General features: G+C 76.6%; 17 protein-coding genes. 11 read left to right on the forward strand and 6 right to left on the reverse strand.

The annotated features are described in order from the left end of the window. The first annotated feature begins 4 nt into the window (after positions 1-4). Entirely contained in the window at positions 5-259 is a 255-nt protein-coding gene (locus ADEH_RS14465; RefSeq protein WP_011421842.1) for an acyl carrier protein, read from the forward strand. 83 nt (positions 260-342) lie between these two features. Here ADEH_RS14465 and gltA read toward each other — a convergent pair whose 3' ends face one another. After that, entirely contained in the window at positions 343-3,369 is a 3,027-nt protein-coding gene (gene gltA, locus ADEH_RS14470) for an NADPH-dependent glutamate synthase (protein ID WP_011421843.1), read from the reverse strand. A 307-nt stretch (positions 3,370-3,676) separates the two neighbouring features. Between gltA and ADEH_RS14475 the strand changes: the two genes are divergently transcribed. Then, positions 3,677-4,168, forward strand: coding sequence for a hypothetical protein (locus ADEH_RS14475; protein WP_041453564.1), 492 nt, complete (start codon positions 3,677-3,679; stop codon positions 4,166-4,168). A 55-nt stretch (positions 4,169-4,223) separates the two neighbouring features. Here the strand turns inward: ADEH_RS14475 and ADEH_RS14480 are convergent, their stop codons facing one another. Beyond that, positions 4,224-5,207 (reverse strand): PilZ domain-containing protein, encoded by a 984-nt coding sequence (locus ADEH_RS14480; RefSeq protein WP_011421845.1) that lies wholly within the window; start codon positions 5,205-5,207, stop codon positions 4,224-4,226. A gap of 67 nt (positions 5,208-5,274) precedes the next feature. On the opposite strand from ADEH_RS14480, the gene ADEH_RS14485 reads away from it, so the two are divergent. The 5 genes from ADEH_RS14485 to ADEH_RS14505 all read left to right on the forward strand — a co-directional run bounded on the left by ADEH_RS14485 (position 5,275) and on the right by ADEH_RS14505 (position 11,376). Beyond that, positions 5,275-6,357, forward strand: coding sequence for a rhomboid family intramembrane serine protease (locus ADEH_RS14485; protein WP_011421846.1), 1,083 nt, complete (start codon positions 5,275-5,277; stop codon positions 6,355-6,357). 131 nt (positions 6,358-6,488) lie between these two features. After that, complete coding sequence (locus ADEH_RS14490) at positions 6,489-6,686, forward strand: hypothetical protein (protein ID WP_041453565.1); 198 nt, start codon at positions 6,489-6,491, stop codon at positions 6,684-6,686. 93 nt (positions 6,687-6,779) lie between these two features. Next, positions 6,780-7,346, forward strand: a complete 567-nt coding sequence (locus ADEH_RS14495; RefSeq protein ID WP_011421847.1) for an RNA polymerase sigma factor — start codon at positions 6,780-6,782, stop codon at positions 7,344-7,346. Between the two features lie 111 nt (positions 7,347-7,457). Continuing rightward, entirely contained in the window at positions 7,458-10,343 is a 2,886-nt protein-coding gene (locus ADEH_RS14500; RefSeq protein ID WP_232287287.1) for a serine/threonine-protein kinase, read from the forward strand. A gap of 79 nt (positions 10,344-10,422) precedes the next feature. Next, positions 10,423-11,376, forward strand: a complete 954-nt coding sequence (locus ADEH_RS14505) for a zinc-dependent alcohol dehydrogenase family protein (RefSeq protein WP_011421849.1) — start codon at positions 10,423-10,425, stop codon at positions 11,374-11,376. A gap of 21 nt (positions 11,377-11,397) precedes the next feature. Here the strand turns inward: ADEH_RS14505 and ADEH_RS14510 are convergent, their stop codons facing one another. Further along, entirely contained in the window at positions 11,398-11,808 is a 411-nt protein-coding gene (locus tag ADEH_RS14510; protein WP_049760204.1) for a VOC family protein, read from the reverse strand. 215 nt (positions 11,809-12,023) lie between these two features. Between ADEH_RS14510 and ADEH_RS14515 the strand changes: the two genes are divergently transcribed. Next, positions 12,024-12,551: a hypothetical protein gene (locus ADEH_RS14515; protein WP_011421851.1), complete on the forward strand. Its 528-nt coding sequence runs from the start codon at positions 12,024-12,026 to the stop codon at positions 12,549-12,551. On the opposite strand, the gene ADEH_RS14520 is transcribed toward ADEH_RS14515, so the two are convergent. The 3 genes from ADEH_RS14520 to ADEH_RS14530 all read right to left on the reverse strand — a co-directional run bounded on the left by ADEH_RS14520 (position 12,548) and on the right by ADEH_RS14530 (position 16,156). After that, positions 12,548-14,137, reverse strand: coding sequence for an aromatic amino acid hydroxylase (locus ADEH_RS14520; RefSeq protein WP_011421852.1), 1,590 nt, complete (start codon positions 14,135-14,137; stop codon positions 12,548-12,550). The genes ADEH_RS14515 and ADEH_RS14520 overlap by 4 nt on opposite strands. Positions 14,138-14,281: 144 nt before the next feature. After that, positions 14,282-15,772, reverse strand: a complete 1,491-nt coding sequence (locus tag ADEH_RS14525) for an ATP-binding cassette domain-containing protein (RefSeq protein WP_011421853.1) — start codon at positions 15,770-15,772, stop codon at positions 14,282-14,284. Between the two features lie 174 nt (positions 15,773-15,946). Further along, entirely contained in the window at positions 15,947-16,156 is a 210-nt protein-coding gene (locus tag ADEH_RS14530) for a hypothetical protein (protein ID WP_011421854.1), read from the reverse strand. A 121-nt stretch (positions 16,157-16,277) separates the two neighbouring features. Here ADEH_RS14530 and ADEH_RS14535 point away from each other — a divergent pair, with 121 nt between their 5' ends. The 3 genes from ADEH_RS14535 to ADEH_RS14545 all read left to right on the forward strand — a co-directional run bounded on the left by ADEH_RS14535 (position 16,278) and on the right by ADEH_RS14545 (position 20,201). Beyond that, positions 16,278-16,637, forward strand: coding sequence for a response regulator (locus ADEH_RS14535; protein ID WP_011421855.1), 360 nt, complete (start codon positions 16,278-16,280; stop codon positions 16,635-16,637). A gap of 113 nt (positions 16,638-16,750) precedes the next feature. Then, positions 16,751-16,996: a hypothetical protein gene (locus tag ADEH_RS14540; protein ID WP_011421856.1), complete on the forward strand. Its 246-nt coding sequence runs from the start codon at positions 16,751-16,753 to the stop codon at positions 16,994-16,996. Then, positions 16,989-20,201 carry an ATP-binding protein gene (locus tag ADEH_RS14545; RefSeq protein WP_011421857.1) on the forward strand — a complete coding sequence of 1,071 codons (3,213 nt, stop codon included), beginning with the start codon at positions 16,989-16,991 and terminating at the stop codon, positions 20,199-20,201. Before ADEH_RS14540 ends, ADEH_RS14545 begins: the two co-directional genes overlap by 8 nt. Positions 20,202-20,250 lie beyond the last annotated feature (49 nt).

The raw sequence follows: 20,250 nt of genomic DNA on the forward strand, positions 1-20,250 counted from the left end.
ACACATGGACGTCCAGAAGCGCATCCGGCAGTTCGTCGTCGAGAACTTCTACATCGCCAACCCGGCGGAGGTGGCGGACGACACGCTGCTGGTGAGCAACGGCTACGTGGACTCGACCGGCATGCTCGAGATCATCGCGTTCCTCGAGGCGGAGTTCGGCATCCGCATCTCCGACAGCGAGACCACGCCGGAGAACCTCGAGTCGATCGCGCGCATCGCCGCGTTCGTCGGGCGCAAGCAGGGCAAGTCGGCGGCCTAGCGCCGCCGCCGCCCGGTCGAGATGGAAAGGCCCCGGGGGCGAACCCCCGGGGCCTCGTCACGGTCTCCGCCGGCGCGGAGGGCCTACAGCAGTCCGGGCTTGCCCTGCTTCCACCGCTCGTACTCGGTGGTGAGCAGGTCCACGTGCTCGCGCTCCTCGGCGGCGAGCTCCTTGTACAGCTGCTTCTCCGGCGAGCCCTCGGGGGCGGCGGCGCCGCGCTCGGTGAAGAACTTCACCGCGCGCTGCTCGAAGCCGATCGCGATCCGGAACAGGTTGCCCGGATCCTCGGGCCGGTGCTCGAGGCCGGCGAACAGCGCCGCGCGCTCGATCTTGAACCCCTCGGTCGGCGACGGGGCCTGGGCGTGGTAGCGGCGCGTCAGCGTCGCCATGTGCTCCTGCTCCATCCCGGCGAACTTCTCGAACAGCGCCTTCAGCACCGGCTCCTTCGAGTCCTTCGCGGCCTTCGCGTAGAACGCCATGCCGCCGAGCTCGATCTCGAACGCGAGCCGGATGGCCTCGAGCGCCTTGGCCTCCTCGACCTTGCGCGGGTCGGTGACCTGGAGCTTCCCGCCGCAGGCCGGGCACATGCCGTACGGGAACGCGAAGCCCTCGCTCACCTTGCCGCAGTCGTCGCAGCGCCACTGCAGCTGCGCGGTGCCGCAGCAGACGTACTCCTCGTCGCCCTCGATGGGCCGGCGGCACTTCGGGCAGGTCTTCACCGCGGTCTCCGACCCGGCCGCGACGGCGCCGGCGTGGGTGTGGAGGCCGGCCGGCGTGGCGCCGGACTGCGCCATGGGCTGGAACGCGGCCACCTCCTCCTGCGTGATCGGCCACTTCTTGCCGTTCGTCAGGTAGGTCGCGATGGAGCGCGCGGCGCGGCGGCCGGCGCCCATGGCCAGGATCACGGTGGCGCCGCCGGTCACGATGTCACCGCCGGCGAACACGCCCGGGAGCGTGGTGGCCTGGGTGGACTCGAGCTTCCCGTCGTCCGCCGCGATGTTGCCCCACTTGTTGAGGCCGAGGCCGGGGGTGGACTGCGTGATGATGGGGTTCGCCTTGGTCCCGAGCGCGTAGATGACGGTGTCGCACTCGAGGTCCTTGAACCGCCCGGTGGACATGGGCTTGCGGCGGCCCTTGTCGTCGGGCGCGCCCAGCTCCATCTCCTCGACCTTCATGCCGCGGACGCTGCCCTCGGCGTCGGTGTAGATCTCCACCGGCGTGTGGAGGAAGAAGAAGTCGATCCCCTCCTCCTTCGCGTGCCGCAGCTCCTCGATGCGGGCCGGGGCCTCCGCCTCGCTGCGCCGGTAGACGCAGCGCACCGTCGGCGCGCCGAGCCGCTTGGCGACGCGCAGGCAGTCCATGGCGGTGTTGCCGGCGCCGATCACCACCACGCTCTTGCCGAGCGAGATGGGGGTGTCGAGGAACGGGAACTTGTCGCCGCCCATCAGGTTCACGCGGGTGAGGAACTCGTTGGCCGAGTACACCTGGCCCGCGAACTCGCCCGGGATCCCGAGGAACTGCGGCGCGCCGGCGCCGACGCCGAGGAACACGGCGTCGAAGCCCTTCTCGTTCAGCAGCTGCGGGACGGTGAAGGTCTTGCCGATGACCTTGTTGGTCTCGATCTTCACGCCCATCTCGACCAGCTTGTTCACCTCGCGATCGATGATGTCGCGCGGGAGGCGGAAGGACGGGATGCCGTAGCGGAGCACGCCACCGACCACGTGGAGCGCCTCGTACACGGTCACGTCGCAGCCGAACTTCACCAGGTCGGCCGCAGCGGCGAGGCCGGCGGGGCCGGAGCCGCACACCGCCACCTTGCCGAGCTTCTCGTCGAAGCGGGGCGGGACCACCGGCTTCGGCCGGGCGTTGTCACCGACGAAGCGCTCGAGGCGGCCGATGCCGACCGACTCCATCTTCTTCGCGATGATGCACTGCGCCTCGCACTGCGTCTCCTGCGGGCAGACGCGGCCGCAGACGGACGGGAAGATGGAGGCCTCGTTGATCACCTGGAGGGCGCCCTCGAGGTCGCGCACCACCACGTGGCGGATGAAGCGCGGGATGTCGATCTGCACCGGGCAGCCGGCGATGCAGGTGGGCTTCGCGCACTGGATGCAGCGCTCGGCCTCGCCGAGGGCGTCCTGGAGCGAGTACCCCAGGTTGACCTCCTTGAAGTTGCGCGCGCGCTCGACGTGGTCGCGCTCCGGCATCTTCGTCTGCGTCGGCACCAGCTCCTTCAGCTTCTTGTAGTTCCGCTTCTCCTCCTCGAAGAGCTGCTTCTCGAGGTTGCAGACGTGCGCGTAGTCGTCGTTCGCGCGGGTCTCCTGGCTCTTGAAGCGGCGCTGGCGGGCGATGAGCTCCTTGAAGTCCACCTGGTGGCCGTCGAAGTCCGGGCCGTCCACGCAGGCGAACTTCACGTCCTTGCCGACCGTCACGCGGCAGGACCCGCACATGCCGGTGCCGTCCACCATGATCGCGTTCAGCGAGACCATGGTCTTCACGCCGAACGGGCGGGTGGTCTCGACGCAGGCGTTCATCATCGGCAGCGGGCCGATGGCGATGGCGAGATCGGGCTTGTCCTTCTCGCAGACCTCCTTCAGCGCCTGGGTCACGAAGCCGGGCTTCCCGTAGGATCCGTCGTCGGTGCAGACGATGAGGTCGTCGCAGTACTTGCCGAACTTCTTCTCCCAGAACACCAGGTCCTTGTTCCGGAAGCCGATGATGCCGGTGGTGCGGCAGCCCGCCTCCTTGAAGGCGCGGAGCTGCGGGTAGACCGGCGCGACGCCGAGGCCGCCGCCGACGAGCACCACGTGCCCGGCGTTGTCGATGTGCTGGGGCAGGCCGAGCGGGCCGACGAAGTCGTCGAACGTGTCGCCCGCCTTGTAGTTGGTCATCATCTCGCGCGTCGTCTTCCCGAGCGCCTGGATGACCATCGTGATGGTGCCCTTCTCGCGGTCGAAGTCGGCGACCGTGAGGGGGATGCGCTCGGAGCCTTCGTGCAGCCGGAGCATGACGAAGTGCCCGGGCTGGGCGGAGGCGGCGACATCGGGGGCGTGGACCTCCCACAGGAAGGTCACGTCGGAGAACGCTTCGCGGCGAAGGATCGAGTACATCGGGAACCAATCCCTCCGTGCAGTTGGAGTGGGGGGAGGTGCGGGTTTCGGCCTGCGCTTGGTATCAGCCCCCCGTGGAGGGCGTCAAGGGAGACACCCGCGAAATCTCAAGAGAATTGCCGATTGGATCGGTCCACATTGCGACCTTTCGCCCTGTGAGCCCGCGCCCGGCGCGCCGCGGACCTGCTGCCGCCCCGGACAGGCGGGCGGGATCGCCGGCCAGCGGCCCCGGCGGGCGGGCCCGCCGGCGGGGAGCCCGTGGAGAATGCCGCGCCGCCCGCCGCCTCCGGCGGGCCCAGGGGAGCCCATGAACGTCCTTCGCATCGTCGCCGCCGCGGCCCTCGCCGCGGCCCTGCCCGCGCTGCCGGCCCACGCCGCCGACCGCACCATCCCGGTGTATCCGGGCGCTCGCCTGCTCACGCTGCCGCCGGAGCCGGGCGAGACGCCCGAGTGCTGCACGTTCGTCACGTCCGATCCCGCCGCCAGGGTGACGGCCTGGTACGCGAAGGCGCTGTCCGTGCCGGCGCTCGACCGCGCCGCGTTCGAGCGCCGCTACCCGGAGATGCGCGAGGCGATGGCGCTGATGGCCGAGGCCGCGGAGCACCGCGCGCCGAAGGACATGCGCCTGTTCGTCCTGCGCGAGGAGCCGGTCGGCGGCAAGCGGATGCCGACGCTCACGCTCGCCATCCTCGCCACCACGGAGGGCACGGTGTTCGAGATCGGCGAGGAGGAGCTCGGGGCGGAGGGGCCGCGCTGGGCGGAGGCGATGCGGCGCGCGTCGAGCGCGACGCAGCGCTGAGCCGGTCCCGGACCGCCTCGACCTCCGGCGCCGGCGCGCGGGAGGCGGGCCGCGCTCAGGCGGTGCGCCGGCCGTCGAACGCGAGGCGGCCGAGCACGCCGGCGATCTCCGGATCGCCGGGCGCGACCGCCAGGGCCCGCCGCAGGAGCGCGATGGCCCCGTGCACCCTGCCCTCGGCCAGCTCGCCGCGCGCCCGCTCCAGGCACTCGGACGCCTCGGGCGGGCGCGGCCGCCCGGCGGCGCCGCGCCACCCCACCCCGGCGCCCACGAAGTCCGGCGTGCGCGCCGGCGGTGCGCCCCACCCTCCGCCGGCGTCGGCCGCGCGCGCCGCGCCCCGCGCCGGGACGGGCACCGCCGCCGGGGCGGCGGGCGCGGGCTCCGGCGCGGCCGTCGTGGCCTGCACCTCGGGCGTGAGCGCCACCTCCGCCTGCAGCAGGGTCCGCGCCCAGTCCCGCGCGGTCGCCGCAGCGCCGCGCGCGAACGTGAGGTGCTGGTGCGCGAGCAGCGAGAACAGCGCGCGCCGGGCCCGCGGCCACCGGGGCCCGAGCGCGGCCGCGACGCTGCGCAGGGAGGCGCCGTCGCCCACCGCGCGCAGGATGGCGATCTCGAGCCGGTCGAGGTCGGCCACGAAGCGCGGCGGCGCGCCCAGCCAGACCGTCGCGTCGAGCGGGATGGAGTCGGGGAGCCGTCGCCCGGGGCCGATCCCGGAGCTGGACGCGAGGAGCGCCTGGTACCAGCGGCCGGCCCGCTCCAGCTCCGCCGCGTCGAACGCGACCCCGAGCCTCCACGGCGCCTGCGCGCTCGCCCACGCCACGCGGCCGGCGACCGCGACCGTCGCCGCGAGCAGCGGGTGCGAGAGCTCGAGCCGCACCGCCTCGCCGCGCGCCACGGCGCCCGCCGCGCGGAGCTGGCAGCCGCTCGGGCCGAGGTCCTCCGTCTCCGCGTCGAGCGCGCCGGCCGGCGCGGACAGCCTGCAGGCGCAGCGGACGCGGGCGCGGGGAGCGCGGCGTGGGTTGACGATGGTGTCGGCGTCGCTCATCGATCCGCACGCTAGCCGAACGCGCGCGGCCGCACGAACCCGGGGTCACGGTACACTCCCACGCCGCATGCCTCCTGGCGCCCCACGACCTCGGGACGGACTCGCCGCCCGGCTGCGCGCCGCGCCCGGCACGGCGGCGCTCGCCGCCCTGGATCTCGCCGTCTTCGGGTGGGTGGCGGCCCATGGCTCCACGACCGACCCGGCGCTCCTCGCCCGCATGGGCGCGCTCGATCATGCGCGCGTGTGGGATGGCGAACCCTGGCGGCTCCTCACCGCCGCGTTCCTGCACGTCGGCCCCGTTCACCTCGTGTGGAACCTGGCGTTCGGCGTGCCGCTCTGCGCCCTGGTCGAGCGGGCCATCGGCACGCGCCGCTTCCTGGTCGTGTACCTGGCGAGCGCGCTGGGCGGCTCCGCCGCCTCGATGCTGGCCGCCATGCCGATGTCGGCGGGCGCCTCGGGGGCGCTGTTCGGCGTGGCCGGCGCCATGCTGGCGCTGTACCGCCGCGCGGTGGGCTCCTGGCGCGCCTTCCTGTCCTCGCGCGACATCATCCTGAACGGGATCATGCTCGTCGCGTTCGCGCTCGCCGGGCTGTTCCTGCCCATCGACGGGTGGGCCCACGCCGGCGGGCTCGTCACCGGGGCGTGGCTGGGCTGGGTCGCCTCGCGCCCGCCGCCGCGCCGCGCCCGCGCCTGGCTGCCGCCCGCCGCCGCGCTCGGGCTGGCGGTCGCGCTGGCGCTGCGGCCGGACCCGCGCTGGGCGGCGAACCGCGCCGAGCTGGAGGCGCTGCACGCCGCGCTCCGCGACGGTGACCGGACGCGCGCACGCGCGGTGCTCGACGCCGCGCGCGCCCGCGGCAACGACGCCGCCGGCCTCCCGTACTACGAGGGCCTGCTGCTCGCGCAGGAGGGCGACCTGGAGGGCGCGCTGCAGCGGCTCCGGCCGCTCGCGTCCGCGTCGCGGGGGCCGGCGCGCGACGAGGCGCGGAAGGCGCTGGCCGCGGTGTCGAAGCGGCTGGGGGTGCTGCTCGTGCTCGGGGAAGGACGCCCTGCGGATCCGGAGCGCGGGCGGGCGCTGCTCGACGAGGCCTGCGGCGCCGGGGACGCCGACGCCTGCCGGCTCGCCGCGGAGGCCGCCGCGCTGCATCGATGAGCCCGCCGAGCGCTCGCGCACACGCCGTGCGCCGCCCGCGCTCACCCTGCGTGCATCCTCGTTGGGGCGGACCGCCGCGCGCGCGTCGGTTCCGGACGGCGCCGCGGTCCAACGGTCGAGGAGACCTTGCCATGAAGAACACGACGACCTCGAGCCCCGCTCCGCTCACGTTCCACGTCCGCTCCCCCCTCGGCCTGCTCTGGGATCTCGCCATGGTGGGCGTCTGGATCGCCCTGCTGTTCGCGTTCGTGGTTCAGGTCTGGAGCGCTCCCACGCCGGAGGTCCTCCGCACGCTCGGCACCACGAGCATCGCGGCGCACGCTGCCTAGCGCCGGCGCGGGGTCGCCCGGTCGGCGCACCGCGCGCGAGGGCCCGGCCGTCCGGCGCTCGGCGCGGGGGCCCGCGCCGCGGTACACGAGGGCGTGGATCTCGACGCGCGAGTCTCCGGGCTGCTGGCGACGGGAGATGCGGCGACGGCGGCGACCGAGGTGCTGCGCGCGCTCGGTCCCGGCGTGCGGCGCTATCTCGGGTCCGTGCTGCGCGACGGCGACGACGCGGCCGACGCCTACGCCCGCTTCGAGGAGTCGCTCTGGCGCGCGCTGCCGGCGTTCCGCGGCGAGGCGGCGCTGCGGACGTGGGCGCTGCGGATCGCGTGGAGCGCCGCCCGCCACGTCCGCGCCGAGGCCTGGAACCGGCACCGCACCCGGCTGCGGACGCACGACGCCTCGGTCCTCCAGCAGCCGCAGGGCGCCTCGGCGGCGCGCGACGAGGACCGGAGGCACAAGCTCGAGCGGCTTCGCCGGGCGCTCACCGACGAGGAGCAGTCGATGCTGGCGCTGCGGGTGGACCAGGAGCTCCCCTGGTCGGAGATCGCCCGCGTGCTCTCGCCCGATGGTCGCCCGCTCGACGTGTCAGTCCTGCAGAAGCGCTTCGAGCGCCTGCGCGCCCGCCTCGCCCGGTTGGCCCGCCGGGAGGGACTCCTCGACTGACGGGCCCGGTGCTAGGGTCCTGCACGGCGCGGCACCGGGGGAAGGTCCATGCGCGAGCGAGAGGTACGCGAACGCGCGGCGATCCCGCCGGGCGCGATCTCGAGACTGCTGGTGGACCTCGCGCGCGAGCCCGCGGCGCCCCGCGCCGGCGCGCTCGACGCGGGCGCCGTGATCGGCCGCTTCGAGATCGTCCGGGAGCTCGCGCGCGGCGGCTTCGGGGTGGTGTACGCGGCGCGCGATCGCACCCTCGGGCGCAGCGTGGCGTTCAAGCTCGTGCCGTCCGCAGCGTCCGGGGCCGCCGACGACCGGGTCCTCCGCGAGGCGGAGGCCGCCGCCCGCCTGACGCACCCGAACATCGTGACGCTGTTCGACGTCGGCCGCTGCGCCGCGGGCCCGTACCTGGTCCTCGAGCTGCTGCGCGGCGAGACGCTCGCGGCACGCCTGCGGCGCGGGCCGCTGCCGCTGCGCGAGGCGCTGCGCGTCGCCGAGGCGGTCGCCCGGGGGCTCGCGCACGCGCACGAGGCGGGCGTGTTCCACCGGGACCTGTCCCCCGGGAACGTGTTCCTGTGCGAGGACGGCCAGGTGAAGGTGCTGGACTTCGGCCTGGCGCACGCGTTCGGCCGCCCGCGCACCGCGGGCGGGACCCCGCAGTACATGGCGCCCGAGCAGCGGCGCGGCGCGCCGGAGGACGAGCGCACCGACGTGTTCGCGCTCGGCGCGATCCTGTTCGAGATGCTGACCGGGGAGCAGCCCTTCCCCTCCGCGGCGCCGGGCCGGACGCCGCGCCGCGCGCCCGCGCTCCAGGTGCCGGACCTGCCCGCGCTGGCGGACCTGCTCGGGCGGATGCTGGCGGCGGACCCGGTGCGCCGCCCGCGCGACGGCGGCGCCGTGGTCGCGGCGCTCGGCGCGCTCGGCGCCGAGCTGGACCGCTCCGGCGTCCGCCCCGCGCGTCGCTCCCGCCGGCGGCGGCCGGTGGCGCAGGTGGCGCTCGCGCTGCTCGCCGTGGCCGTGCTGGCCGGCGCGGTGGTCGCGGTCGCGCGCCTCCGCCGGGCGCCGGCGGGCGTCGCGCGCGGCGCCGATCGCCAGCTGGTGGCGGTCGCCGACTTCGTGAACGACACGGGCGACGCCGGGCTCGACGCGCTCTCCGGGCTGCTCGTCACCTCGCTGGAGCAGTCGCAGCGCATCGGCGTGCTCCCGCGATCGCGCATGCTGGACCTCGCCCGCCAGGGAGGGCGTCGGGGCGCCGGGCGCATCGACGAGGCGACCGGGGCCGACGCGGGGGCGCGCGGCGGCGTGCGCACGCTGCTCGTCCCGTCGATCCGGCGCGAGGGCGAGCTCTACGTCGCGACGCTGCGGGCGCTGAGCCTCCCCGACCGCGAGCCGGTGTTCACGGTGGAGGAGCGCGCCCACGGCCTCGCGGCCGTGCCCGCGCTCCTGGATCGACTCGGGGCGCGCGCGCGCCGCGCGCTCCGCGAGGACGACGCCGAGGTGGAGGCGCACCGGGTGCGCCTGCAGGACGCCGTCACCTCCAGCCTGGAGGCCTACGGCCACTACGTGCGCGGGCTCGAGCTGTCGTACGACGACTTCGACGCCGCCCGCGCGCTGACCGAGTTCCGCACCGCGCTCGCGCTCGACCCGCGCTTCGCGCTGCCCAGCCTCGAGATCGCGGTCCTCGCCAGCTGGCACGAGGTGCCGGGCGAGGACGGGGCGGCCCGCATCGCGGCGGCGGCGGCCGAGGCCGATCGGCTCCCGGACAAGGAGCGCCGGACCATCCTCGCGTTCCGGAGCTTCGTGGACGGCGACCTCGCGGGCGCGGAGGTCCGCTTCCGCGCCCTCGCGAGCGACTACCCGCTCGACAAGGGCATCCTCTACCTCGCCGGCGAGGCGCTGTGGCACGGCGGCGCCGCCTCGGGGCCTCGCGAGGCTGCCGGGCTGTTTCGCCGCGCGCTCGACCTCGATCCCGCCTTCCTCGTGGCGACCATCCACCTGTTCCAGTGGACCGACCGCTTCGGCCCGCCGGACGAGGCGACGGCGCGGGCCCGGCGCGCGGTGCAGGCGCGGCCCGGCCCGGCCGCCTTCGCGATGCTGGCGCGCGCGCTGGCGGCGCGGGGGCACCTCAAGGCCGCGCTGGCGAGCGCGCGGCGGGCCTCGTCGATGGCCAGCGGGGCGAGCTTCGAGGCGTCCTACGCGCTCGCCGAGCTCCTGGCGCGAGCCGGCCGCGGCGAGGAGGCGGCGCGCGAGCTGCGGCGGTGGACGGAGCCGGACGCCGAGCCGGGCGACCGGCGCATCGCCTCCGAGTTCCTGCCGGTGCTGCTCGCGACCGAGGGGCGCCTGCGGGCCGCGCGCCGCGCCTGGCGGCGCCTGTCGGAGCAGGCCTGCGGCGTGGAGTGCGCGACGTTCGACGCGGTGCTCGCGGCCCATCTCGCGCTGGCGAGCGACGACCTGCCGGCGGCGCTCGCGGCGCTTCGCGCGGGGACGCCTCGCGCCGAGGCAGACGGGGATCGCAACGCGTGGCTGTGGGCGCTGCTCGGGGACACGACCACCGCCGCCGCGCGGGCCGCGCGGCTGGCGCCCGGGTCCATCGCCGAGCGTCGCCACGCCGGCGCGGCCGCGCTCGCGGCCGCGCGCCCGGACGAGGCCGTCGCCATCCTGCGGCCGCTCGCGGCGCAGGATCCCGCCATCCCGACCGCCTTCCTGCTGGGGCTCGCGCTCGCCGGGGCGAGGCACGACGCGGAGGCGGTGGATGCGTTCGCGGCGGTCGAGCGCGCCTACCCGCTCTACGCGCCCGCCTGGTCCGCCAGCCTGCGGCCGCGCGCGGCCTGGGAGTCGGCGCGGGCGCTGATCCGGCTCGGCCGGCGGGACGAGGCCCGCGCCGCGCTCGACGGGCTCCTCGCCCGCTGGGCCCGCGCCGACCGCGACCTGCCGCTGCTCCGGCGGGCGCGCGCGCTGCGCGCCAGCCTCGACAGCGCGGGGGGCGGCACGCCCGCCCCGCCCTGAGCGACGGGCGGCGGTGCGCGCCCGCGCCCACCCCCGAGTTTCGCGTGCCGCCCGCGCTCCGGCGCGCGAGAACAGGGCCATGCGCGCCATCGTCCTCTCCCGCTTCGGCGGCCCCGAGGTCCTCGAGCTCCGCGAGGTCCCCGACCCCTCCCCTGGCCCCGGCGAGCTGCTCGTGCGGGTGATCGCCTCCGGCACGAACCCGGTGGACGCGAAGCTCCGGCACGACGGGCGCTGGGCCGGGCTCGCGCCGCCGGTGGTCATCGGCTACGACGCGTCCGGCGTGGTGGAGGCGGTCGGCCCCGGGGTGAAGGGCTTCGCGCCGGGCGACGAGGTGTTCTACACGCCGGAGATCTTCGGCAACGCGCTCGGCAGCTACGCGGAGCGCAACGCCGTCGCCGCGGCCATCGTGGCGCACAAGCCGGCGCGGCTCACCCACGTGCAGGCCGCCGCCATCCCGCTCGCCGGCGGCACCGCGTACGAGGCGGTCGTGCGCCGGCTGCAGGTGCGCCCCGGCGAGACGCTGCTCGTCCAGGGCGGCGCGGGCGGCGTCGGCTCGTTCGCGGTCCAGCTCGGCAGGGCGTGCGGCGCGCGCGTCATCGCCACCGCCGGCAACGCGAACCAGGCCACGCTGCGCGCGCTCGGGGCGGACGTGTGCCTCGACTACGAACGCGACGACCTCGCCGGCGCGGTCCGCGAGGAGACCGGCGGCGCGGGGGTGGACGCCGTCTTCTCGACCGTCGGCGGCGCACCGCTCCTCGCGGCGCTCCCGCTCACCCGGCCCTTCGGCCGGCTGGCGACGATCCTCGAGGCGTCGGGCGACCTCACCCCGCTCTACGTCCGCAACCTCACGCTGCACGGCGTGTTCCTGGCGCGCGAGGGCGCGCGGCTGCGCGAGCTGGCCCGGCTCGTCGAGCAGGGCAAGCTCGAGCCGCTGGTGGACGCGGTGCTCCCGCTCGACCAGGTGGCCGAGGCGCACCGGCGGCTCGACAGCGGCCACGGGCGCGGGAAGATCGTGCTCGAGGTCGTGCGCTGAGGGGTCCGCCAGGGCGCGAGGTCAGGCCGGGTCGGCGATCTCGTCGTAGCCGCGGCCGCGGAACTCGAGCAGGCAGATGCCGTGGCCGAACGGATCGGCGAGCCGCGCCATCCGGCCCCACGGGCGCTCCACGATCTCGCCCTCGCGCCGCGCGCCGGCCGCCTCGGCCCGCGCCAGCGCCGGCTCGAGCGCCGGGACGGCGACGTCGAGGTGCACCGGGGTCCAGTGCCGCCCGTAGTCGCGCGGCGCCGCCGCCCCCGGATATGGCTCGCTGCCGGCCGGGTTCTCCAGGAGGTAGATGGGCGACGAGGCCCCGAGCAGCTCCGCCGCCGCGCCGCCGAACCTGCGCCCGACCCGCAGCCCGAGCGCCTGCGTGTAGAACGCCATCGCGCGCGGCAGGTCGTCCACGTCCACGTTCACGAGCAGGTCGATCACGGTGTCCCCCGGCGCAGCCCGGATAACGCCCGGCGCCCCCTGCCGCAGCGCCCCGCTCGCGGTCCGATCGGGCGCCGCGCCCGGCCGAGGAGACCCCCGCGCCGCCGCGCCGGTGGTACGTTGCCGCCGTGAGCGACCCGCTGGTCCTGCGCGCCCCTGGCTACGGTTGAGGTCCCGTCGCGGGCCTCGGTTGAGGCACCGCGCTCGCGCCCGTGCTGGCGCGACTCGACGCGATCCCCGGCGTGCGCGAGAGCCGCGCGGACGCCTCCGGCCGCCACTTCCTGCTCGAGCTGCGGCCCGGCGCCGATCGCGCCGCGGCCGTCGAGGCGGCCTGCGCGGCGCTGGGCGCGCGGGCGCGCCCGCTCGAACCCGCGGACGCCGTCGCGCAGCTCGAGGCGCGCGGCCGCGGCGATCCCTGGTACGCGGCCGCGGACACGCTCGCGCTCTGCTACCTCGAGGCGCGGGTCCTCGCCGCGAACGCGGGCCCCGCCGCCGCCGGGGCCGCGGGGCTCGATCCTGGCGCGGCCGACGCGGTCTGCGAGGCCGCCAGGGCCGTCCTGTTCGAGGTGATGGAGCGGGTCCACGGCGAGGGCGGGCGACCGTCGTCCGGCTGGTTCTACGCGGAATGGCCCGCCATCGCCGCCGCCATCGCCGATCGCGCCGCGCGCCTGCTCCCGGGGCTCGGCGCCGACGCCGCGGCGCGGCTTCGTCACGCCCTGGCCGCGCTCCACGCGCGCTAGGGGTGCGCGCCTGCCTCGGCGCCCGGCGCGAGCAGCTCGTCCACCTCGGCGCGCAGCAGCCAGTCCCCCGGGAACGCCGCGGCCGCCTCGCGGATCGCGAGCAGCCGCTCGCGCGTGGCGCGCCCGGTCTCGCGCAGGCGCCGGACCTCGTCGTACAGCGCCGCGAGCGCCGGCGGGAGCGCCTTCGCCTTCCGCGCGCGCGCCCGCGCCTCGCCCTCGCCGGCCGTGAACGTGCCGTGCTCGCCGAACCACCGGTCCCAGGCGCCGGGGTCGGCGGGGCCGCCCGCCACCGAGCGCAGGTCGCGCGAGACGAACAGGAGCGCCCAGGTCGGCAGCTCGAGCGGGCGCCCGTCGCGCGTGGCGCGCAGGTCCACCACCTCCCCGCCGCCCACCGCGAACCCGCGCAGCGCGAGCCCGCCGGGCAGCGCCAGGTCGAACGGCCCGCGCTCTGGCACCGCCGCGTCGCCGAACGCCACCACCACCTCGCCCGGCCACGGCTTCCCCTCCGCGCGCCCGTCGCGCGAGACGAGCACCGGCCCGTCCAGCCGGACCAGCGCGGTCGAGAGGCCCGGCGCGATCTCGGTCGCCGCCGGGATGCGCTCCGCGACCTTGCCGGTCAGCTCGCGGCCGCCGGAGAGCGCCAGGTGGTTCACGGTCCGTGCGCGGCGCGCCTCCTCCAGGCCGCGGTCGCCGCCGCGCCGCCAGGAGAGCCCGGCGTCGAACGCGTCCAGCACCTCGAAGAGCTGGTCGAAGTCGCGGGCCACGAACAGCTGCGGCTGCATGCGGGTGATGTCGTAGGCGACGTCGGCGCAGCCCGGGTCGAGCGGCAGCTTGCGCACCGCGGGCGTGAGGCAGTGCACGGCCTCGCCGATCGAGGAGAGCAGGCCCGCGCCGTAGATCCTCGGATCGTCGAGCGTGCCCACCAGGCCGTACTCCGCGGTCCACCAGTAGAGCCGGCTCGCGCGCGTGGACTCCGAGGCGTAGCGCACGCTCGCCGACGCGGCCCGGAGCCGCGCCTCGGAGAGCGCCACCTCCTCCTCGCTCGCCTCCGGGTCCTCCTTCACCACGGAGAGGTTGCGGATGGCCTCGAACACCGCCTGGTCCTCGGCGGACGCGATGGCGCGGAACCCCACCTCGCCGGCCCGCCGCAGGTACTCGGCGTAGGTCGGGTCGGCGATGAACGGCGCGTGGCCGGCGCTCTCGTGGATGATGTCGGGCGCGGGCGTGTACTCGATGTGCTCGTGGGTGCGGATGTCGGCGGCGATGGCCAGCACGCGCCGGCTCTGGAGCTCGGTGAACACCGCGGGCGGGATGAACCCGCGCACCGCCACCGCCGACCACCCCACCCGCGCCAGCTTCCGGTTCATCTCGTCGAGGCTCGGGATGCGCTCCACCTCGATACCGGTGGCGGCCAGGCCGGCCAGGTAGCGGGGGTGGGCGCGGGTGGCCAGGTGGGCGGTGAGCCGCCGGAGGACGTGGCGCCAGACCGCGTGGTCGCGCGGCGTGTACGCGGCGTGATCCTGCGCGACCACGAAGCGGCGGAGGTGCGGCGGCAGCTCGGCGATGGCGCGCTCGGTGGGACCCATCTCGCCTCCACGGGAAATCTGCGACGGCGCGCGGCGCCCGGAAGCTCCGGGCCGGCGGCGCCCGCCCGGCGCCCCGCCCCGCGCGGACCTCGGACCCCGGACGCGCCCGTCCTCTAATCGGCGCAGCCCCGGACGCACCGCCCCTCACGCGGCGTCCACCCTCCCCGACGCGATGCGCCAGCGCGACGCGGTGCAGCGCGCGGCGAGCGCCTCGTCGTGCGTGACCAGCAGGAGCGCGCCCGGGTAGGCCGCCAGCGCCGCCTCGAGCCGCTCCACCGTTGGGAGGTCGAGGTGGTTGGTGGGCTCGTCCAGCACGAGCGCCCAGGCGTGCCGCCCCATGCCCAGGGCCAGGAACAGCTTCCGGGCCTCGCCCGGCGACGGGGCCGCGGAGGCGAGCAGGCGCGCCGGGTCGGTGCCGAGCGCGGCGACGAGCGCGAGGACCCGGCCGCGCACCGCGGGCTCCAGCGCGGCCAGCTCGCGCAGCAGCCGGACGCCCTCGCCCTCCGGCAGCTCCTGCGGGAGGTGCAGGAGGCGGTCCGGCGGCAGCGCCGCGCCGGCGAGCAGCGCCCGGAGCAGCGTGGACTTCCCGGCGCCGTTCGGCCCGGAGAGCCAGACGCGGTCCTCGCGCCCGAGGCGCAGGTGCACGTCGCGGAGCAGCGGCGTCTCGCCGGCGCGGACCTCGTCCGCGTCGAGCGCGAGGAGCACCGGCCGCGGCGCCCGCTCGTAGCCCAGGAACACCGACCCGCCCAGCTCCGCGAGCGGCGGCGCGCCGGGCACGTCCTCCCGCGCGCGCTCCGCCGCGGCCCTGAGCCGCCGCACGTCCGCGCCGAGCCGATCCTCGGCCCAGGCGCGCCGCGTCTTCGCCCCCAGCGTGCGGCCGTCGCTGTCCTTCGGGTCGCGCTTGCGGCCGCTGCGCGCGCGGTCCGCCGCGTCGCGCGCCCGCCGCGCGTCGGCGAGCGCCCGCTCCACCCGGCGCCCCTCCTCCTGCGCGGCCGCCCGCGCGTCCCAGGCCGCGCGCGCCTCGCCCTCCCAGGCCGCCCGCGCCGCGCCGTAGGGCAGCGCCCAGGCGCGCGCCGCGCCGCGCCCGAGCCGGACGGTGCGCGCCGCCAGCGCCTCCAGCAGCGCGCGATCGTGCGAGACGAGCACGCCCGCGCCGCGGAACCGCCGGAGCGCGCCGGCGAGCAGCGCCCGCGCCTCCGCGTCGGCGTGGTTGGTCGGCTCGTCGAGGAGCAGGACGTCCGGGTCGGCCGCGAGCGCCGCGCCCACCTGCCAGCGCTTGCGCTCGCCCGGCGACAGCGTCGTCCAGCGCGCGAGCGCCTCCGGGTCCAGCGCGAGCGCGGCGCGCAGCCGGCGCGCCTCGCCGTCGTCGCGGGCGGCGAGCGCCGGCACGTCCGGCCCGGGCGCGTCCACCGCCTGCCGGCACAGCACCACCCGGGCCCGCTCCGGCTCGAGCCGGACCCGGCCCGCGTCGGGCCGGCGCAGCCCGGCGACGAGCTCGAGGAGCGTGGTCTTGCCGGCGCCGTTCTCGCCGACGAGCGCGGTCCAGCCGGCGGGGAAGACGAGATCGACGGCGTCGAGGATCGGCGCGGCGTCGGCGTGCGAGAACGACAGCCGCTCGAGGCGGACGGAAGGCATGGCGATGCTCCTGGGCGAGCGCCCGCGCGCGAGGGCGCGCGCCGGGCGGCGTGGGCGGGTGAGGCTGCCGGTTCGCTAGGAGATCGTTTCCATCGCCGCACCGCGGCTGCGGTGCGCGGCCTGTGTAGCGCGGCGGCGCCGCGGGCGCAACCGGGCCCGAGCGCGCGGCCCGCCTCAGCCCCGCGCCGCGCGCGGGCCGCCGCCGAGGACCCGCGCCGGCAGGAACACGATGGCGCGGAGCAGCGCCAGCACGCCGTCCACGGCCACCCCGAGCAGCCGCAACGGCAGCAGGAGCAGCCAGACCACCGGGTACAGCACCAGCGCGAGCAGCGCGAGCGGCCAGCAGACGACCAGCAGGAGCACCCACAGCAGGAAGGCGACCATGCCCTTCTCTACGCACGACCGGACCGGGTATTTCCGACGGGTCGCCGGGCCGCCGATATCGCTTGGACCGGAGCCCTTGCCCCGCCGGGGGGCTCCCGCTTAAGAAGCGGTCGAGCGTCCCATGACCGGACCCGGCGTACTCGTGGTGGACGACAACGATGCGCTCCGCGAGAACCTCGCGGAGTGCCTCGAGGACGAAGGCTACGCCGTGGACCTGGCGGCGAGCGGCGCCGAGGCGCTCGTGCGGCTCGAGCGCGCGCCCCTGCCCGCCGTCGTGCTCCTCGACCTGATGATGCCGGGCATGGACGGCGGCGCCCTGGCGGCGGCCATCCGGGCGGATCGGCGCTGGGACGGCATCCGCCTCGTGATCACCACCGGCCATTCGGCGTCCCGGGTGCGCGACCTCCCGGTGGACGCGGTCCTGATGAAGCCCTTCGGGGTGGACGACCTGCTCGCCGTGCTGAAGCGCGTCGGGGCGTGAGCCGCCCTTCGAGCCGACGAGGCGGGGGCCAGCCCTGCGCGGGAGACGAACCGGGCGCGTTGGCAAACGCGCGCGTCCGCGCCACCGTAGCCAGGCCACCCAGGAGGTGCGCCGTGTCGTCGCTGGCCCAGCGCGAGGAGCGCTCGTCCGACGGGCGGGAGCCGGCGCGCGCGTGGGCCGTGACGATCGTGGTCCTCGGGCTCCTGCTGGTCATCTGGCCGTTCGTCCGCACGCCGCCCCTCCCCATCGCGCCGGCCTACGCCCATCTGCTCGGCGCCTGGCTCGGGGCGGTCGTCGCGCTCGCGGCCATGGCGCGCGCGCTGCGCCCGCATCGCCGGAGAGGACCGCCCGATGCGTGAGGTCGCCCTCCCCGCGCTGCTCGTGACCGCGTACGTCGGCGCGCTGTTCGCGATCGCGGCGTGGGCGGAGCGCCGCGAGTCGCGCGGGCGGTCGGTCGCCTCCAACCGCCTGGTGTACTCGCTCGCGCTCGGCGTCTACGCCACCACGTGGACGTTCTACGGCAGCGTGGGCTTCGCCGCGCGGCGGGGGCTGCTGTTCCTGACCGTCTACCTGGGCCCGACGCTCTGCGCGGCGGTGTGGTGGTGGGTGGTGCGCAAGCTGGTCCGGCTCAAGGACCGCTACCAGGTCACGAGCCTCCCCGACGTGCTGGCGCTCCGCTACGAGCGGTCGCAGGGCGTGGCGCTGACGGCGACGGGGCTGCTCGTGGTCGGGCTGGTGCCGTACATCGCGCTCCAGCTGAAGACCATGATCGCCACGCTCGGCATGGTCGCCGGAGGTGGCCCGTCGCTCGCCTATCCGGACGCGGGGAAGCGGCTCGGGCTGCCGCTGCTCGCGTTCCTGCTCGGCTTCACGATCGTGTTCGGCCTGCGCCGGGCGCGGCCCTCCGAGCGGCACCCCGGCCTGGTGGTGGCGCTGGCGGTGGAGAGCGTGGTGAAGCTCGCGGCGTTCCTGGCGGTCGGCGCCTGGTTCGTGTGGGGGTTCCGCGACGGCCTGGCGGACGTGTTCGCCGGCGCGCCGCGAGGCGAGCCGGCGCCTGCGCTCCTGGGCGAGGCCGGCCTCGGGACCTGGCTCGCGCACCTGCTCGTCTCCGGGATGGCCGCGCTGCTGCTCCCGCGCCAGTTCCACGTGGCGGTGGTCGAGAACGCGAGCGAGGATCACGTCCGCACGGCGATGTGGCTGTTCCCGGCGTACCTGCTCCTCATCAACGTCTTCGTGCTGCCGCTCGCGCTGGGGGCGCTCGCCGTCGGCCCGCGGCCCGCCGACGCGGACCTGTTCGTGCTCTCGCTGCCGCTCGACACCGGCCACCCGGCGCTGGGCTGGCTCGTGTTCCTGGGCGGCTTCTCCGCCGGCACCGGCATGGTGATCGTGGAGACCACCGCGCTCGCCACCATGCTCTCGAACCACGTGGCCATCCCGGCCGCCGAGGCGTTCGCGCCGCTGCGCTGGCTGCGGCGGCACGTGCTCCACGCGCGCTGGGCGGCCGCGCTGATCGTCCTGGCGCTCGCGTTCGGCTACGAGCGGGCGTTCGGGCAGCGCTTCGGCCTCGCCTCCACCGGCCTGGTCTCGTTCACCGCCGTGCTGCAGCTCGCGCCCGCGCTGCTGGGCGGCCTGTTCTGGCGCGGGGCCAGCAAGGCCGGCGCGCTCGCCGGGATCGTCGCCGGCTTCGCGGTGTGGGCCTACACGCTGGTGGTGCCCGTGCTGGCGCGGAGCGGCTGGCTCCCCGAGTCGCTGCTGGTGCAGGGGCCGCTCGGCATCGAGGCCCTCGTCCCCGAGGGCCTGTTCGACGTCCACGCCGATCCCGTCACGCACGCCGTGGTGTGGACGCTCCTCGTGAACGGGCTCGCCTTCGTCGTGGCGTCCCTGCTCTTCCCGCCCGGCGTGGAGGAGTCGGCGCGGGCGGACCGGGTCGTGGGCGCGCTCGCCGCCGGCCCCGCGGGCGCCGCGGCGGTGGACGCCCCGACGCTCGCGACCGTTTCGGCGAAGCGGCGCGCGGCCGTGCAGCTCCTCGCCACCTACGTGCCCGCGGCCGAGGCGGAGGCCATGGCCGCCGCGTGCCTGGAGCGCTGCGGCGCGCGGCCGGACCAGGGCCTGACGGCGCTCCAGGTCGCGGAGCTGCAGGCGCAGGTGGAGGTGGCGCTCGCGGCCGCCATCGGCGCGGCGGCCGCGCACGCCGCGGTGCGCCGCGCAGAGCTGGTGACGCCCGAGGAGGCGCGCGCGATCTCCACCGCGTACGCCGACATCCTCACCGCGCTCCACGTGTCGCCCCACGAGCTGCGCCGTCGGGTGGACTACCACCGCGCCCGCGAGCGCCTGCTCGCGCGCGACGCCGAGAACCAGCGGTTCCTCGCCGGGGTCAGCGCGCTGCTCGCCGGATCGCTCGACGCCGAGGCGATCGCGCGCACCGCCGTCCGCCTCCCCGTGCCCCACCTCGCCGACGCGGTGCTGCTCGTGCTGCGGCAGGAGGGCGGCCCGCGCGTCCAGCTCGCCCACGCCGATCCGCGGCGCGAGGAGGCGGGCCGCGCCGCGCTGGCGAGCCCGGCCCTGACGCTCGACCGCGCCGCGTCGATCACCCGCGCGCTCGAGACCGGCCGGCCCGTGGTGAGCCGCCCCGCGGCGCAGGCGGGCTGGCCCGAGCCGCTGCGCGCCGCGCTGCCCGGCGAGGTCGAGCTGACGCTACCGCTCGCCGGGGTGGGCGAGCCGCTCGGAACGCTGTCGCTGTTCTGCGATCGCGAGGATCGCCTCGCCACGCCGGAGGCGCTGGCGCTCGCCGAGGAGCTCGCGCGGCGCCTCGCGATCGCGCTCGACAACGCCCGGCTCTACGGCGAGGCCGAGCGGGCCGTGCGCGCGCGCGACGAGTTCCTCGCCATCGCGTCGCACGAGCTGAAGGGGCCGCTCGGGCCGCTGCAGCTCCGCATCGCCATGCTCGAGCGGCTCATCGCGCGCGGCGAGCTGCGCGCCATGCCGCAGGAGAAGCTCGTGCAGATCTTCGGCGGCGCGCGCGGGCAGGTGCACCGGCTGGCCACGCTGGTGGACGACCTGCTCGACGTCACCCGGCTCTCCACCAAGCGGTTCCGGCTCGACGTCGCGCCCATGGATCTCGCCGCGGCGGTGCGGGAGGCCGTCGAGCAGCACGCCGCCGACGCCGCCGCGGCGGGGGTGACGCTGCGCGTGGACGCGCCGCGCTCGGTGCTCGGGGCCTGGGACCGCCGCCGCATCGATCAGGTGCTCGAGAACCTCGTCGGCAACGCGCTCAAGTACGCGCCCGGGGCGCCGGTGGAGGTCCGCGTCGAGGCCGACGCCGCGTCCGCGCGCATCCGGGTCCACGACGAGGGCCCCGGCATCCCGCCCGCCGATCAGGAGCGCGTCTTCCACGCCTTCGAGCGCGCCTGCCCTCACCGTGGCGTCGGCGGCCTCGGGGTCGGGCTGTACGTCGTCCGCGAGATCGTCCGCGCGCACGGCGGCTCGGTCTCGGTCGAGAGCGAGCCGGGCCAGGGGACGACGTTCACCGTCACCCTGCCCCGCGGCGCGCCGGCGACGGCGTGAGCGCGGCGGCGCGTGCCGCAAACCGCGCCGAGACCCGACGAGGAGCTCG

The organism is Anaeromyxobacter dehalogenans 2CP-C, from assembly GCF_000013385.1.
Taxonomy (GTDB): domain Bacteria; phylum Myxococcota; class Myxococcia; order Myxococcales; family Anaeromyxobacteraceae; genus Anaeromyxobacter; species Anaeromyxobacter dehalogenans_B.